This is a genomic window from Paraflavitalea sp., from assembly GCF_059502485.1.
In genome coordinates this window covers 1,248,537-1,264,625 of the sequence record NZ_JCACET010000011.1, presented here as the reverse complement: position 1 = coordinate 1,264,625, position 16,089 = coordinate 1,248,537, and the positions used below count along the sequence as shown (strand labels likewise).

General features: G+C 43.9%; 13 protein-coding genes and 1 tRNA gene. 9 read left to right on the top strand and 5 right to left on the bottom strand.

Annotation, left to right across the window (positions count from 1 at the left end; all coding sequences use genetic code 11):
• Positions 1 to 166: 166 nt before the first annotated feature.
• From AC5JBY_RS32795 to AC5JBY_RS32785, 3 genes are all read left to right on the top strand, one after another.
• Positions 167 to 240, top strand: a tRNA-Arg gene (locus AC5JBY_RS32795).
• Between the two features lie 125 nt (positions 241 to 365).
• Positions 366 to 1,490, top strand: a complete 1,125-nt coding sequence (locus AC5JBY_RS32790; protein WP_495908939.1) for a metallophosphoesterase family protein — start codon at positions 366 to 368, stop codon at positions 1,488 to 1,490.
• Positions 1,491 to 1,654: 164 nt separating this feature from the next.
• Entirely contained in the window at positions 1,655 to 3,898 is a 2,244-nt protein-coding gene (locus tag AC5JBY_RS32785; protein WP_495908938.1) for a glycoside hydrolase family 31 protein, read from the top strand.
• A gap of 99 nt (positions 3,899 to 3,997) precedes the next feature.
• Here the strand turns inward: AC5JBY_RS32785 and AC5JBY_RS32780 are convergent, their stop codons facing one another.
• Together AC5JBY_RS32780 and AC5JBY_RS32775 are read right to left on the bottom strand one after the other, a co-directional pair.
• Positions 3,998 to 4,474 (bottom strand): hypothetical protein, encoded by a 477-nt coding sequence (locus AC5JBY_RS32780; protein ID WP_495908937.1) that lies wholly within the window; start codon positions 4,472 to 4,474, stop codon positions 3,998 to 4,000.
• Positions 4,471 to 5,205, bottom strand: a complete 735-nt coding sequence (locus AC5JBY_RS32775; protein WP_495908936.1) for a hypothetical protein — start codon at positions 5,203 to 5,205, stop codon at positions 4,471 to 4,473. Before AC5JBY_RS32775 ends, AC5JBY_RS32780 begins: the two co-directional genes overlap by 4 nt.
• Before the next feature lie 166 nt (positions 5,206 to 5,371).
• Between AC5JBY_RS32775 and AC5JBY_RS32770 the strand changes: the two genes are divergently transcribed.
• The gene (locus AC5JBY_RS32770) at positions 5,372 to 6,400 is read left to right on the top strand and encodes a restriction endonuclease (RefSeq protein WP_495908935.1); all 1,029 of its coding nucleotides are present in this window, start codon (positions 5,372 to 5,374) and stop codon (positions 6,398 to 6,400) included.
• 29 nt (positions 6,401 to 6,429) lie between these two features.
• Here the strand turns inward: AC5JBY_RS32770 and AC5JBY_RS32765 are convergent, their stop codons facing one another.
• On the bottom strand, positions 6,430 to 6,960 hold the full coding sequence (locus tag AC5JBY_RS32765; protein ID WP_495908934.1) for a hypothetical protein: 531 nt from the start codon (positions 6,958 to 6,960) through the stop codon (positions 6,430 to 6,432).
• 202 nt (positions 6,961 to 7,162) lie between these two features.
• Between AC5JBY_RS32765 and AC5JBY_RS32760 the strand changes: the two genes are divergently transcribed.
• The 4 genes from AC5JBY_RS32760 (at position 7,163) to AC5JBY_RS32745 (ending at position 10,742) form a co-directional block, all read left to right on the top strand.
• Positions 7,163 to 7,729, top strand: a complete 567-nt coding sequence (locus AC5JBY_RS32760; protein WP_495908933.1) for a hypothetical protein — start codon at positions 7,163 to 7,165, stop codon at positions 7,727 to 7,729.
• A 133-nt stretch (positions 7,730 to 7,862) separates the two neighbouring features.
• Positions 7,863 to 8,831, top strand: coding sequence for a hypothetical protein (locus AC5JBY_RS32755; RefSeq protein WP_495908932.1), 969 nt, complete (start codon positions 7,863 to 7,865; stop codon positions 8,829 to 8,831).
• 18 nt (positions 8,832 to 8,849) lie between these two features.
• Positions 8,850 to 9,707 (top strand): helix-turn-helix domain-containing protein, encoded by an 858-nt coding sequence (locus AC5JBY_RS32750; RefSeq protein ID WP_495908931.1) that lies wholly within the window; start codon positions 8,850 to 8,852, stop codon positions 9,705 to 9,707.
• Between the two features lie 108 nt (positions 9,708 to 9,815).
• Positions 9,816 to 10,742 (top strand): DUF1349 domain-containing protein, encoded by a 927-nt coding sequence (locus tag AC5JBY_RS32745; RefSeq protein ID WP_495908930.1) that lies wholly within the window; start codon positions 9,816 to 9,818, stop codon positions 10,740 to 10,742.
• On the opposite strand, the gene AC5JBY_RS32740 is transcribed toward AC5JBY_RS32745, so the two are convergent.
• Together AC5JBY_RS32740 and AC5JBY_RS32735 are read right to left on the bottom strand one after the other, a co-directional pair.
• The gene (locus tag AC5JBY_RS32740) at positions 10,729 to 12,729 is read right to left on the bottom strand and encodes a tetratricopeptide repeat-containing sensor histidine kinase (RefSeq protein WP_495908929.1); all 2,001 of its coding nucleotides are present in this window, start codon (positions 12,727 to 12,729) and stop codon (positions 10,729 to 10,731) included. The two genes, AC5JBY_RS32745 and AC5JBY_RS32740, sit on opposite strands and share 14 nt — an antisense overlap.
• Before the next feature lie 139 nt (positions 12,730 to 12,868).
• Positions 12,869 to 13,876 (bottom strand): zinc-dependent alcohol dehydrogenase family protein, encoded by a 1,008-nt coding sequence (locus tag AC5JBY_RS32735; RefSeq protein WP_495908928.1) that lies wholly within the window; start codon positions 13,874 to 13,876, stop codon positions 12,869 to 12,871.
• 197 nt (positions 13,877 to 14,073) lie between these two features.
• Between AC5JBY_RS32735 and AC5JBY_RS32730 the strand changes: the two genes are divergently transcribed.
• Positions 14,074 to 16,083, top strand: a complete 2,010-nt coding sequence (locus AC5JBY_RS32730; protein WP_495908927.1) for a serine hydrolase — start codon at positions 14,074 to 14,076, stop codon at positions 16,081 to 16,083.
• Positions 16,084 to 16,089 lie beyond the last annotated feature (6 nt).

Below are 16,089 nucleotides of genomic sequence, written 5' to 3'. Positions count from 1 at the left end.
AAGGGGATAATTTTGTGGTGGGCTGAAATGCAGGTGGGATGGGAACTGTGGTATTCTTTTCTGATAAAGATCAGATTTATAGGAATTTCTGTTTGGCTGGAATGGATAATCTCTTTATTTTTGCAACCCATTTGAGAGAAACGGTTTTACCGAATCGATCAGGTTAGGCCCTGTAGCTCAATTGAATAGAGCATTTGACTACGGATCAAAAGGTTTCAGGTTTGAATCCTGACAGGGTCACAAAAGAAGCTTCACAGCAATGTGAGGCTTTTTTGTTTTTAGTGGTCAACTAAACGGGATTGATTATGGATCAAAAGGTTAAGGTGAGTTAATCCGTCCTTAATAGTTATTGGGTAATTTCGCAGATGGCTTCAGTAGTAAGAAAAGTTACCTATCCGGTTTTTAAATTAGATCAGCCCGACGACTCTTTCAAATTTCAGTCCCTGCCCGAACCTTCAGGTAAGTATCCATTCCACTTTGATTTACATAGTGTTATCCCCGCAATAAGCTCCTCCAAAATGGTATTTCATATGGTGGGTGACACCGGTGGGGTACGTGGTGCTCATTTTCTAGAAATCGTTGTCGGCCAAATGATAAGGCAGTTCCAGGAAATGCATGCGGCCGAAGACAAACCTCAGTTCTTATTCCATTTAGGTGATGTAGTATATTCTTATGGAGAAGCTGATCATTATTATCCGCAGTTTTTTGCCCCTTACCGCGACTATCCTGCGCCTGTGTTTGCCATTGCGGGCAACCACGATAGTGATGTCAATCCTACGATAGCGCCTTATAAAAGTCTCGATGCTTTCATGACGGTGTTCTGCGACGTTGAATCGCGTTCTCTTCTTCTCAGCGGTGACGTAAGCAGGAAAAGTATAACTCAACCGAATGTTTATTGGGTGCTGGAAACACCGCTTGCCAATATTATCGGCTTATATGGGAATGTGCCCAAATTCGGAATGATTATGCAAGAGCAACGGGATTGGTTTATCAGCGAACTTAAAAAGGCCCGGGTGCAGGGACAAGGAAAGGCTTTGATTGTTTGTGTACATCATGCTCCTTATTCGGCCGACATCAACCATGGCTCGAGTGCTTTCATGATTGAGTTTTTGGAGAAAGCGTTTACAGAAACAGGTGTATTCCCAGATATCGTTTTTAGCGGGCATGTACACAATTACCAGCGATTTAACCGGCATTATGCCAATGGCACTGTTGTTCCGTTCATTGTTGCGGGCGCCGGTGGTTACGATGAATTACACCCGCTGGCCATGCAGGACGACAAAAGATTTGCTGCGGATGATACTTTGATGGAACAGGTTCGTCTTGAACAGTATTGTGACGACAGGCATGGTTTTTTGAGGATAGCGATTGAAAAAAAGGCTAGCGGTGTGACCATAACCGGTGAATACTTTTCAATGCCCCATGAAACTACATCGGAAGAAAAAATGACAGCTGTCCTTACAGACAGGTTCGAGGTTGAAGTCAATTGAGGTATAGACATCTTTGGTTACAGAGACTTCTTTTAACCTCTTTTACTTACATATTGACCATGTTCTTTTGCAGGAGTAAAGAACACCAATGGATCAACTACATTCGTAATGTTAGTCATCGGCTACTGTCAGGGCTGTGGTGCTACACTTTAAACTTACGAATCATGAAAATGCTCTTGACAATTTCCGCTATCTTATTAATTAGTATAACAACTTTCGGACAAGGGAGTGCTGAGATCCGGTACGGAAAAAGAAAAGCTGAACTGGTAATCAGTCAGGTTTCCGATCTGACGCTGGAGATTAAGTTGTCTCCCATTGGCGACAATGGTAATCCTGTTGCTGCTCCGGCTTCCGATGTACTCGTTGATTATCCCCGCAAGGTGTTGTGGCAGGGACGTACCATCAACGGTGGAGAAGTTACTCAAAAGGCAGGAGGACTAACGGTCAAGATACGCGCTTCACCACTTTCGGTAAGTATTGCAGATCCGAAAGGAAAAGTTGTTCAGGAATTTACCTGGCAGGATAATGATACTGCAGCCACTTCATTCAAGATACCTGCTCCTGTGTATGGACTCGGTGAAGGTGGGCGATTTGATCACCTCGACAGAAGAGGGTTTCTTCATCCTATGCGGGATGGCAATGCGTCGTATGAGCTGGCCACGCATGGTGCTTATATTGCTGCGCCGATGTTGATCGGTATCGATGGCTGGTCCGTGTTTTTTCATCAGCCCATCAACAGGGGCAATGCTATAGATCTTCGTAATGGTGAAGGTAAGTTCCGCCCTGTAGCCGAGGCTGCGGAACAGCCTTTAAAGCTGCTGATCACCTGTTGGAATAAACCTGCCGATATTTTTACGGAGTACCGGAGAATTGCTGGTGTGACGCCCATGCCTCCTTTATGGTCGCTGGGTTATATGCAATCGCACCGTACGCTGAAAGGCCCTGACGAAATGTTTTGGGTAGCTAACAATTTACGGGAGCGTAACCTGCCTTCTGATGCGCTGATCTATTTAGGTACTGGTTTTACGCCTACCGGCTGGAATGGTGGGCATAATTCTTTTGATTTTAATCCCAGGATATTTCCCGACTCTGCCGCTATCATCAATGGTTTGAAGGACCTGGATTTTAAAGTGATTCTTCATAATTATTCGCCACCCAGAAATCTCAATGGTGCTTCGATAAATGGCAGTAAACCTACAGACTCCAGCGATATCAATCATTTCTGGGGACGGCACCGCAAGGTGAATAGTATGATCGATGGCTGGTGGCCCGACGGCGGGGAAAACCTCTCGGCTGAATCGCGCATCGCCCGTCATAAAATGTACTTTCAAGGTCCTTTGTTTGATAAACCGAATGTTCGTCCATGGAGTCTTCACAGGACAGGCTATAATGGTGTGCACCGCTATGGTGGATGGATCTGGTCGGGAGATCCCAGCTGTACCTGGAAAACGCTGGAAACGCATATTGGTGTAGGACTCAATCATTCGGCCAGTTTGTCTCCGTTCTGGGGTACGGACATTGCCGGTTTTGTTCCAACGAATGAGCTTACCGGTGAGTTGTATATCCGGTGGTTGCAGTTTGCTGCTTTCACTTCATCGTTCCGTGGCCATGGCCGCACCTGGCATCTCCGGTTGCCCTGGGGATGGAACCAGGGTACTGTTGGTCCTCCTGAGTCTTCTATCTTTGATAGCGAAAACCGCGACGCTACCTTTAAGAAGGGATATCCTTATCCTGAGGAGTTGAGGAATGCGTTGATCGAACCTATTGCTCGTCAGTACCTCAATTTGCGGTATCAATTGCTGCCGTATAATTATGGGCTAACCCGCGAGACGCATGATACTGGTCTGCCTCCCATGCGTGCCATGTGGATCCAGTATCCGGATGATCCTGCGGTAACTAATCTTGGTGATCAGTTTCTTTGGGGCGCCGACATGCTTGTGGCACCTGTGTATGAGAAAGGCCAGACTGCCAGGAAGCTGTATTTACCGAAGGGCAACTGGTATGACTTCTGGACGAATGAAAAGTTCGATGGTGGCCGTTCTGTTTCCCGACAAGTTGATCTGGGTACGTTGCCGCTGTATGTTCGTGAAGGCGCCATCATTCCTTTTGATCCTGTGCGGCAGTATACTACTGAAAAAGTAGCTGGCAACACCACGTTGAAAATATACAGTGGCAGCAATGGCTCTTACACTTTGTATGAAGATGATGGCAGCTCGCAGGATTATCTCAAGGGGGCGTATACGCAAACGCTGATCACCTGGGATGAAAGTAAACGGACGTTGACCTTAAAGCCTGTTCATGCGAATAGCAAGAAGGCTACTTCCAGGAAGTTTACCATCGAGTTGCTGCCTGAGGGCCTATTCAGGAATGTAGAATACAAAGGGAAAGAGGTCTCCATCAAATTGTAAAAACGATAAGCTGGCCTGCGAGATGAGTCGTAGCAGAGTTTGCTTTATCTTTTTTTATTTAAATAAACTATATAGAGATTGAATTTTGATTTCAGTTACTTAAAAACTAATGCAGTTTGGTTCTTTTATAATCTTGCTGGAGTCTTTTTTTATAACAATAGTGACACATTCTTTATTAAAGCTTAAGTATTGGATTACGGGTTGCTTAGTCTTTAAAAGATAACTTTTGTTAATGGTTCTTAAGTATAGCTCAGATCTATCAGGAATCACTAATAGTTCTCCAGTAAGGGTTTTATCCCACAGGCTATCAATTGTCACCCGTACTGGTTTACAATAGCTGCCAAAATCAATATCTTCCTTTTTAGCATCAATCGGGTTAGAGCCATCACAGTTAGTAAATTTATTTTTGGTCGGAATAAATTTACCAGCCCGATTAGTTTCTTTATGTCTGCCATCATTGGGGTCGCCTTGAGCTACATCAGAAATAGATATAATGGCTGTGTTGTTGGGGGATGATTGACAGAACGAGTGCGCGCAAATTGTGAAGATTAGGACTGTCAATAGTATTTGTTTCATTTTTTCCTGGTTTGAAATGTTTGAAATGTATAATAGCTAACGTCCTTCTTGTTAAACATGTAAGTATTAATAGGATAATCATCTTTAGTATTTGCTGTATCGGTGTTGGCAAAAACGTAGATTTCGTCTTTATTCTGATATATCTCGACCAAGTGATTTTCCCTCATCGTGCTATATAAAATTTTTAAATTATCGAAAGCCTTTTTCTTGGCCCAAGTTAATTTCTGATTCATCGGAGAGTCTGTTTTTATAAATGACGAGTCTTTTAACATGTCTTGGTAGAATGATTCTTTAAGGCTAATGTAGATGGACGGTGTTTGATCTGTTCCTTCGAAATGTGCCAGTTCATTTGCTTTATCAATGGCTGTCTCGCTTGTGAAATAATAGGAGACTGGAAAGATGACCACACATAGTATAGGTAGCATCGTATATCTGGATTTTGACCAGATTTTAGTATCAATTAAGAGTAGGCAAAAAAGTGCAGCTATACTCAATATTATAATATTGCCTGTGGAGCTGCGTATTGCATAAAATCCATAAATATAATAATCATGTACTTCTACATTTATCGTTGAGGTGGAGAAGCCAAATTGTCTAAAGTAAGTTGAAAGGTATACCCATCCAATAAAGAATAGCAGTACGCCCAGGTATAAGGTTATGCCTTTCAATGCATCCCATAAATTAATTTTTTCATTTTCGGATGTTGGTTTATTTGTTTGGGGGGCTTCCATTAATTATTGTTATTGATTGAAATTATCGTAAATGTCGATTGTTATAAACCGTTAAAACACCTGAAATTGATGATAAGGAGAGGTCTTGATAATTCTCAATGCAGTTTTAATTATCTATTGCTAATTGGTTTTTCAACGGTAATTTGGATGTTAATAAATATTACTTATGCCCCGATACATTTCACCTGATATTATTATACTTGGCGAGAATGGGGTTGGAAAAACTTCCTTGATGCATGCGCTATCACCCAATTACAATAACTTAATGGATACGCATGTATCCAGGATTAGAAGTGTTGTGATAAAGGGAGTAACTACTAAAATCATTGATAATGCCGAAGAGATTTATTCGAGAAATGAAATTATGGAGGAGGTTGCTGATAATAAAAGGGTGGTAGTACTATTTGCTATTAATGCAGAAGACGGTAATGCCCGAGGTGTACTGCATAAATGGTTCCAGGCCCTTAAAAGGTATGAAAAATATTATGAGGTTCAGAGGCATATTCTTGTTATTACAAAGACAGACTGGGGTAGAACGCGTGAGTTTGATTTTCTTGATTATGGTATTGATTTAGGTAAGCCGTTTTATACAAGCGCTCTTAGGCATGAGGGAATTGCCGAGCTCAGAGAGCATATTAATCAGTTGGTGGGCGATCTTATTGTAGTAATGGAGGATTCCGAAAGTATCTATATATTCATTCGTGAATATATAGATAAAATTTGCCGTCGTATCCCTGAAGATTCAAGAGCGATCCTTGATATTGAATGGCCAGATATGGAGAGGGTTGTAGCTACCACTCTTGAATCAATGGGTTTTTCAGTTACCCTGACCTCATTAGCTAAAGATGGAGGAAAAGATATAGTTGTTTCTTGTATTGTTGAAGATAGTATACAAAAATACTATATAGAAGTTAAACATTGGAGAGGCGGAGGCAAGCCTGGCGTGAAAGCTGTATCGAAGTTTGTAGAGGTAAATGCACGTTCTTTTACTGCTGGCGGTTTATTCTTGTCATCTTCTGGTTTTACGAAAGAGGTGTACAGTATGGTTGGAAGATTAACAACAGAAAGAATATATTTGGGTGATCGAACGAAGATTATTTCATTATGTGAACAATATGTCAAGAGTAAGGATGGGATGTGGATGCCGTATTCAATACTACCTCAAACTTTGTTTGAAGATACTGTTTATGGATAAGCTGACCCCGAAAAGTGCATTTAAATAAATTATTGCCTATTGTTCTTAAGCGCGGGTGAATTAATCGGGGCATAAAATGGAGAATAGCCATTGCGTCTGCTTACGCCAAAGCTGCCGGAGATCGAGAATGTTCTTTCACTGTTGATATACATCAAGCCCATTTGCGCTGTTGTATAGGTGTTGAAGCTGTTGGCGTTTATGAAGCCCATGTTCTTATTTACGCCTGGCTGAAAGAAGGGGCTGTTGAAATGAACATAGGCAGGTACTGCCGCGACGCCTGCAAAGGCATATAGGTTGTTGGTCAACTGTCTGTTCAATTGTAACCCTATAGGGGCTGCCAGGAAGGTGCCGCTGCCTCCATTAAAGCCAAAGAAGCCGGATGAGAGTCCTATTTGTTTTGTTAAGAACCATTTCTTTTGGAGATGAGTGGTGTCGGCAGACTGGTTAAAGTTCCTGAAAGCCGGCAGTCCGGTATTCATATTACCAAATGATAAAGGTGTTTGGGCCTTTACGGATGCTGTTGTCAGCAGAATTATGGCAAAAAGGATTGTCCGGATCATTGGTATGAAGATACGCTTCTTTTTGAATTATTCCGATTGCCTGGCCGAACTTCTGCCGCCGCCAGGCGGCCATTAACATCTCATTAGTTATTTCTACCATTTACGGCCTATTTGGTACGTTTTATTCAATAAACTGCCCCAGTCACGAATAACAAATAGGCAAGGCTTCTTGTGGGCGGTACCTTCGCCGAAATAATAAAGTATGTCATCTTATCCTTTCAACAATCGTTCTTTGTGGCATTGTGTCTGCCTGTCTTTTTGCCTGCTGGTAATTGGTTGTAATACCGCTTCTCCTGACAAGTATTTTGGTATCGCTGTTTTGAGCACCAACATGATCAATGGTATATCTGGTCATGGTCAAATATATGAGCTGACGTCTCCTTCTGTGAAAATGGTTGATGGTGACGTGAATAAAACTGTAGTCATGAAGCGTAAGGAGGTGATGGACCAGAAAATCCAGTACCTGGAAGATAACTTTGAAAAGCTAACAGACCTTAAGGAAACGCCGGAAACAAAAGAGATGTTACAGGCTTCTATATCGCTGAATAAATATGTTATCGCGATTTACAAGAATGAGTATCAGCAACTGGCGAAGCTTTATGATGATGGGGCGCCCGCTGCGCAAATAAAGGCAATGGAACAGTCTATCGACGATAAATACAGCGCTACTTACGAAATACTTTTGGTTAAGCTTATCAGTGCCGGAAAAGTGTATGCAGCCAACAATAATATCAAAGTGAACTGGGGCGTGCAAAGTTCTCCGTTGTAGTCTACGCCTACTTTATATCGTTAAACTTTAAGGGCAATCACGAAATATCGTGACTTGCCTTTTTTCGTTTGGAGATAACTCTTTCTCTATCAGAACGGTAGTACACTGGCACATTGATTGGAGCCTGCTATGTATGGAAAACAAGGATCTGGTGTCTGTTCTCGATAGTTTGGCTAATAGTCTGCATCACTCCGGCAGCCTGCAACAGGTTTATCTTGACAGCCTGCAGGAAATGGATCATTCCGATACTATTGGCCCGGATGTCTCTGTCAGTCAGTTACGTATCTCCGAAGGCAGGTTGCCCCGGTTTCTTCAACAAGCGGGTATTCGTAGTATGACGCTTAACGATATCGATAATATTGATAAGTCGCTGGCCACGGTGTCGATCATGGCGCAGGATATCCAGGGTTCTGCCGGCAGTTTTTTCCGGAATGCTTCTCTGGCCAGTCATCTCCGTTCGATCTTTAAACATTGCCGAACAATCGCTTTTACCGATTGGGCACTTTTTGCGAACGCTTCCGATTCCTGGGACGCCTTGCTTACCGAGGTGATCAAGCCGCTTCATACCAGGGATATGGAGTTTATCTTTTATCTCGGTAATGTTTCTTCTATTCCCGTGTTCCTGGTTGATGAGATGCTTGACATTATGGGAGATTTCTCCCGTTATGGCCGGGTGACTTTCTCGCTGGACCAACAGGAGATGGTGAAGCTGTGGGAAAGTCTTAATGGCGTTAAAAGTGCTGCTGATGATTCCTGGCCTTTCGATTATGAAGCGCGGTGTATGTCTTTATTCAATACGATGAATGTGCACAGAATGCTGGTGTATGCTTCTAATGGTGTATCGCTGTTTATGAAGGAGCAGCGCTTTAATTTATCACGCCAGGTGCTTGCTTCTCATATTGAAAACGGTGCTCATGCCCGGAATGATTTTATCAATGGTTACTGTATGGGACTCTCGTTGGGGCTCGATATTGCGCTTTGCATTGCTTTGGGAGTTGTTTTCTATGCTGTCAAAGGTGAAAAGAATATGTATCCTAACCGGGAGATGTTACTGAATTATATCAGGTCATGGCGTGAACAGCCTGGCTCTGTTTCTTCTTAATTATACAATTTTACGACAATGGAAGTTATTTCCCCTGATGTGCCGTCAATTGCACCTGTTAAGGTTTGCAGTATTGGGCCTGGACTACCTGCTTCGTCTATGCTCGTTTCGGCGAGTCATCGCCAACATGATTTCGAGTTTATCTGGATCCTGGAGGGAGGGGGTGTGCATATTATCAATGGGGAGCGTTATCAATTGTCTGAAAATGTGGTGTATGCTGCTCTTCCGGGTGATTGTCATGAGCTTCATTTTCTACCGGGGACGCGTGGTTATATCGTTCACTTTAGCGCTTCTTCTTCCCATGGCACTGATGGCGATTTCAATATTACGCATGAGTCTTATTTGTATCATTATTTTTCGAGATATCCCGTATTGGTCTTAAAGGATAGCCAAATCCAAAAGATGAAATACCTGATCATGCTGCTGGAGAATGAATCGAGTGATTATTGTGCTTTGCATAGCGAGATCGTGGGTAAGTGTCTTCAGCTTTTTCAATTGTATTTAAGGCGTCATATCGAGTCGCTGGCGAATTGTTATAAGACGGGCAATACTTTGTTGATGCGCTACTTCTGGTTGCTGGACAAGGATTTCAAGACGCGGAAGAATGTAGAGGATTATGCCAGGGAGCTGAAGGTTACTGCCAATTATCTCAATAATGTCGTGAAGCGTGCTTCCGGTTATCCGGCCAGTTATCACATCCGCCAGCGTTTGTTTCAGGAGGCTATGAAGAAGGCGAATTACTCCAGTTACAGCATGAAGGAAATTGCTTATGACCTCAATTTTAATGATATGTCGCATTTCAGTAAATTCTTCAAGAGTATGTGTGGGGTTAGTTTTTCTGCTTATAAACGGGCGAGGTTGAGTGGTGCTGCCTGATTAGCCATGGGGTGTTTCAGTCTGATCGACCAAAGGCGTTATAATCCGACGAATGATTGAATAGAATAATTGTACTGGAATAGGTTTGCAGGTAAAATGTTCTGCTATATGAAACGGACTATTATTCTATTTGCCATTATCGCGATACCGGGATTGATGTATGCTCAACAGGTGAGGAAGGGGAGCGCTCCGGAAACGCCACTGGACGGGTTTAGTGATGAATTCTCCGATGGTAATTCGAAGGGGGCCTGGCAACGCCTACATGTGGTTGAACGATTCCCGGATAAGATCAAGGTGTTTTCCATCAGCAATGGACATATGAAGCTCGTACCATATGCTTCGGGTTGGTATGGTGATTACCAGGCGCCTTTTCTTTTTAAAAATATCAATGGCAACTTTGATGTACGGACCAGGATAAAGGTCAGTGGGGCCAATGATTTTTTACCTCAAAGTGACTGGTCGCTGGCTGGCATTATGGTGCGGCAGCCTAAGGAGACTACCAGCGAGACGTGGCAACCGCGGCAAGAGAACTGGTTGTTTTTCACCACTGGTATAGCGGAGCCAATCGGTGTGGCCATGTTTGAAGTAAAGTCTACCAATAATTCATTAAGCAATTTAAAACTACGACCTGCAAAGGCTGGTTGGGTAGAGTTGCGTATCGTTCGTGTGCAGGCTTCTTTTATTTTATTGTACCGGTACAGTGAGGAGGAACTGTGGACCATCATTGAACGGTTTTACCGGCCGCTGCTTCCTGCGGAGTTGCAGGTTGGTATCAATGCTTACAGTGGATGGAATGGCATTCCGGAACAGGTGAAGGGTGATCCGGCTATTTTTAATAAAACGCTTGTGAATGATGTAGCTGCCGATATTGTAGTGGAGGCGGATTATATCAGGTTTACCCGTCCGGTGTTGAATATGGAAAGGCTTGGCGCTTTACGTGCCAGTGGTTTCCAGGCACCTTATTATACTGCCGGCAATCTTCTTACTGATCACTCCGTATCTAACGAAGTTGTACTGGAAATTATAGGGAAGTGATCTCTATCAGTACAGATGTTCCATTCTCCGGTGAGGACCTGACATCTATCTTACCTTTTAAGAAGTCGACCCTGTTTTGAATATTGCTCCACCCGATGCCGCGGGATAGTTTGAGGGCTGCTGTGTCAAATCCTTTTCCGTCATCTTCTACTGTGATGAAGAATGGCTTATCGTGTCCGGAAGCATGGGCCTGTACTATTATAGTTGTTGCAGCAGCATGTTTGATTGCATTGCTGACTAATTCCTGTACGATGCGATAGATGGTTACGGCAGTGGTTTGCGTGAAAGTAACGCCTTCCATGCCGATAGGTTGATACTTTACCTGTATCACGCCGCTGCGGTCAATCTCTCCACAAAAGTCTTTCAATGCTGTATTCAACCCAAACTTTACCAGTATCTCCGGCATCATATTGTGGGCTACACGGCGCATTTCTTTGATCGAGCTGTCGAGCATGTCGATGCTTCGCTCGAATGATTGGGCATTTTCCGGTGTGAGGATGAGGTTTTCTTTCATATTCTGGAATGAATATTTGATGCCTGATAGCATGCCTCCCAATCCGTCATGCAGGTCTTTAGCCAATCGTGTCCGTTCCTGTTCTTCGCCTTTGAGTACTGCTTCGGTGGCCGTCAATTGTTTTTCGGTTTCCAGTTCTTCTATTCTTATTTGCTGGAGTTTTTGGCGGTGTTTATAGCTCAGGTAGGCCAATAATAATATCAGTAGCAAGGCTATGGAGCCGCCAATGAGGAGGTAGTTGAGGGTGGTCTTTTGTTTCAGTTGTGCTTCCTGTAGCTTTATTTGTGTTCCTTTCTTTTCTGATTGGTACCGTGCTTCCAGTTCTGAATATTGTTTGGTCCTTTCTCCTTTAAGGATCGTGTCATTGAGTGTAATGTATTTATCGGTGTAGGTATATGCTTCTTTATAATGCCCAAGGCTGTTCTCCAGTTGTCGCATGAATCCATAGTAAGTCCGTAGCTCTATTGGGTCGTTGCTATTGGAAAAGTAATTGTTGGCTTCTTTTGCATACTTCTCTGCTGTCTGGTAGTTTTTATTTTCCAGTTCGATCCTGGCTAACAGTAAGTTGGCATTGGCGATCGCGTCTTTGGCATTCAGGCTATTGGCCAGTTGCAGTCGTTTTTGTGCAAACAGCATAGCCGAATCCATGCTATCTAAATCAAAAAACTCGGTTGCGATTGCTCCATAGGCTGCCTGAACATATATTCTTGCTGCCTTCCCGGTTTCTAATTGTGGTAAATATGTCAGGCGGATACGGAGTGCTTCTTCGATCTTTCCGTTTTCAGAATAGTTGTCTGCTTTCTGCTGCATGTAATAGGCCATTGCATCAAGGGCGGCGGAGGAGGTGTATTTCCGGGCAATGGCGATGGCTTTGTCAATGTATTCGTCGGCTTTATCCAGGTTTTTTAAAGAGTTGAATACGGAGCTTATATTGGCATAGAGGTCTGACTTTCTTTTGTCGATCAGTTTTTCGGTAAGGGTTTTGTCTTCCAGTAGTTTGGGGTCTTCAAATATTTCGCCTGCTTTTATGTAGTAGTAGATGCAGCTATCGTATTCGCCATTCCAGTATTTAACGTTGCCGATGTTGAAGTTGGCTCCTGCTGCGAGGTATAAGTTTTTATTTCGATTGGCTGAATGTAATGACTGTCGATAAAGTTTCAATGCATTGTCTTTGTCATTGAAGTAGCTGTACCAAATGCCTAATATCCTGTAGCTGTTGGTGATGGTGTTTTGCTCTTTGAGGGTAAGGCTTTTACTCAGGGCTTCTTCAAGTAATTGTTTTGACAGGATGCTATCGGTTTCTATGAGGTCATGTCCAAGCTCGCGCAGTTGGCGAACCTGGGCAGTGTCAAGTGGTTTGTTGCGGATCTGATCGGCTATATGGCGTATGCTATCCAGATTGGCTTGTTGAGCAACTGCTATGTTAAAGCAGCATATCATAAGTGATAACGTGATGGATAGCAGGGGTTTCATGCAGCCTGACCGATTGATTGTAAATAGATACGTACAGATTAATGCAAATTAATATGTAAATCGTCAGCACTGCCTCCTCTTTTTGGAGGATTTATCGTTGAAAATCCCCTTTTTCTATGATTGTCTTTTCATTTGATTCTCAGCAAGTAACTATTACTTTGCCGAATGCTTTGCCCGACCTGAACCTGTGGAAGGCTTCCTGTACTTTTTCGACCGGGAAGACATTGTCCAACACCGGTTTCAGGTTATTCTTTTCGATGGCGTTGACGAGGTCTGCCAATTGTTGTGCATTGCCTACTGACCAGGCCTGCAGCCGGATATAGTTCGTGATCATGGGGATCAGATCGACCGAGAGTTTGGTGCCTGTCATCAGACCGATCAGGCCAACGAATCCATGTTGTTTTACGGAGAGGATGCTTTGTTCAATGGTGTCTGTTCCAGCCACATCCAGGGTTACATCCACGCCGATGCCTCCGTTGAGGCGCTTTGCTTCCTTGCTCCATTCGGGTGTTTCTTTATAGTTGATCACTTCATCGGCTCCGAGGTCTTTCAGCTTTTGTTCTTTTTCTTTACTACCGGTGGTGGCAATTACTTTTAGTCCAAACATTTTGGCTATCTGCAGGGCAAACAGGGAAACGCCCCCGCTGCCTTGTATAAGTATTGTTTGTCCTGCGCGGATATTGGCTTGCTCAACAAGGATTGCCCAAACTGTGAGCCCGGTGATCGATAACGGGGCTGCTTCTGCATCGGTGAGGTTGTTGGGTGTTCTCACCAGGGTATTCTCCGGCTGCACCGTGTATTCGGCCAACAGGCCGGGGCGGGAAAAGCCGGTTCGCCATTGGTCGTTCCAGAGTGTATTGTTTCCTGCTTCCCAGCGGCTGATAAATGGGATGATGACACGGTCGCCTTTTTTCCAGCGGGTTACTTTGCTTCCTGTATTTTCTACTATGCCTACGCCAGCGGTACCCGGAACGAGTGGTAATGGGATACCGAATGGTATCCTGTTTTCTATTACGATCAGGTCGTGAAATTCCAGTGCTATGGCTGTCGTTTTTACCAGTACGTCGTGTTCTCCTATGGCCGGTTGGAGTATTTCCTTAAGTTGTAAATGTTCTATCCCGAATTGTTCCAGCTGTATAGCTTTCATGTGCAGGTTTTATGTAGCAAACGTACTGTCTGCTCATCGTTTAGGCGAGGGGGTAAATAGACTTTGTGGTGGGGTGTTCCGGACAGGGAAGGAGGTGTGTTGGCTGGCGGGCCGCGCTGCAACATTTCTTTTTTTGTATTGTATTTAGCTATAATGTTACTCTGTTAAAGACTTCTGATCAGAATAAACTCATGAATATGCCTAAACTATCCTTTCCGGCAGCTTGCCTGTTCCTGTTCTGCTTTTTGTTTTGTCAGCAACTTTCTGCGCACAATGGTAAAGTGGCTCATGCTTATCCTGTCGGGGTTATCAAAGTCGACGGAAATCTTTCCGACTGGCCAAAGACTGCCTTGCCCTATAGGATCGCTACTGCTATCTCCGAGAGCAAGCCTGTGAACAGTGCTGATTTCAGTGGTTTCTTTCAGGTGGGTTACCGGCCCGACAATCATTCGTTGTATGTTGCTTTTACTATCACTGATAATGATTTTATAGAGGATACTTCCAATAATGTGGCGTGGAATACGCAGGATGGTCTTGAACTGAATCTCGATGCACGGCACCTGCCTTTTGGTTCGGGTGTTTGTTCTTTTATGTATAGTAAGAAGCTGCGGAATATCAATACTGCCTTTTATGATCCTTTTTCTCAAAAGGCGTCGTGGGATATTGCAGAAGTTGGTTTTGTGAGAAAGGGTAATACCAGGTATTACGAATGGCGTATCCAACTGGGTGATGAGCTGGTGGTGGGTAAATCCATTGGTTTTGATGTGATGCTTTTTGACAAGGACAAGGATGGTAGTTTTACTTTCACCGGCTGGGGCAAGGGTGAATCAAAGTACAGGAGCCCTGGTAGTTTGGGTGATATCATTTTGTTGCCAGCCAATGAAAAACTGGCTACTGTTTCGGGAACGGTGGCGTGGGACAGGCCCATGAAGGAACAATTGCCCGGCCAGGTTCGCCTGCAACCATCCGGAAATCAGGCAGGGTGGTTGAGTGCTGAAGTGGATAGTTTGGGAAGGTATGCTGTTGCGGTTCCTGCCGGTTCTTATGAAGTGCTGGTGCCGGATGCGTTTATTGTAGGGCAAAATAATATTTATGCTACTGCTGCAAAAACGCCTGTTATTGTAACGGTAAAAGCAGGGCTGCCCATCAAAGCGCCTGCACTTCGTGTTGCGGGTGCTGCTGCTCCTGACCTGCTTCCTGAAAAGGGCATCCTGCATCAACCTTTTACTGCTGAGCGTGCTGCGCAGGTGGATCAATTTATTGAATCTTATCAGCGGTATCTGCGGATACCCGGTGTATCGCTGGCATTGATAAAAGATGGACAGGTAGTGTATCACAAGACGTATGGTGTAAAGAATACGTTTACCGGGGGTAAGGTGGATAGCCTGACGCTTTTTGAAGCTGCTTCGGTTACCAAGCCTGTGTTTGCATTTGCTGTTCAGCGATTGGCCGAGCGTGGTGTGATCGATCTTGATAAGCCGCTCTATTTATATCTTCCTTATAAAGATATTGAATACGATGAACGGTATAAACTGATGACTGCAAGGCATGTGCTAACACATCGTACCGGTTTCCCGAACTGGCGGTCTAATAATCCGGATGGAAAGCTTAATCTGCGCTTCACGCCCGGTACTGCGTACAACTATTCCGGTGAAGGTTTCGAATACCTGAAAATGGTAGTAGAGAAAATTACCGGTAAGAATGTGGAGCAGGTGTTGCAGGAAGAGGTAATAGCTCCTATTGGGTTGTATCATACTTTCTTCTCCAAAAATGATTCATTGATGCGCATGGTGGCTAATGGGCATTATGATATGATGCCTTCTTCAGACCCGCCTCCCGCTTATCCCGGAATGGCTTATTCCATGCATACGGAAGCGCTTGTTTTTACCCGTTTCATGTTGTACCTGCTGGAACAGCAAGGGTTGAATGCGCAGTCTTATAATACGATGTTGCAAAAGCACAGTGATTATAATTATGATCCCGGGGATGAAAAGCCAAAGGTGCCTACCTATATGAGCATGAGTCTGGAGATCAGGGAAACACCTTTGGGCAAATCATTCGGGCATGGTGGCAATAACGGGGACTTCAAATGCAGGTTTGAAGTGTATAAGGACCTGAAAATGGGATACGTTATTTTTACCAATTCAAATACGTCTGATCCTTTATTGCATGTTTTTAGTCAGTTCCTGGTGGAAGGAAAAGAGTGATTTATT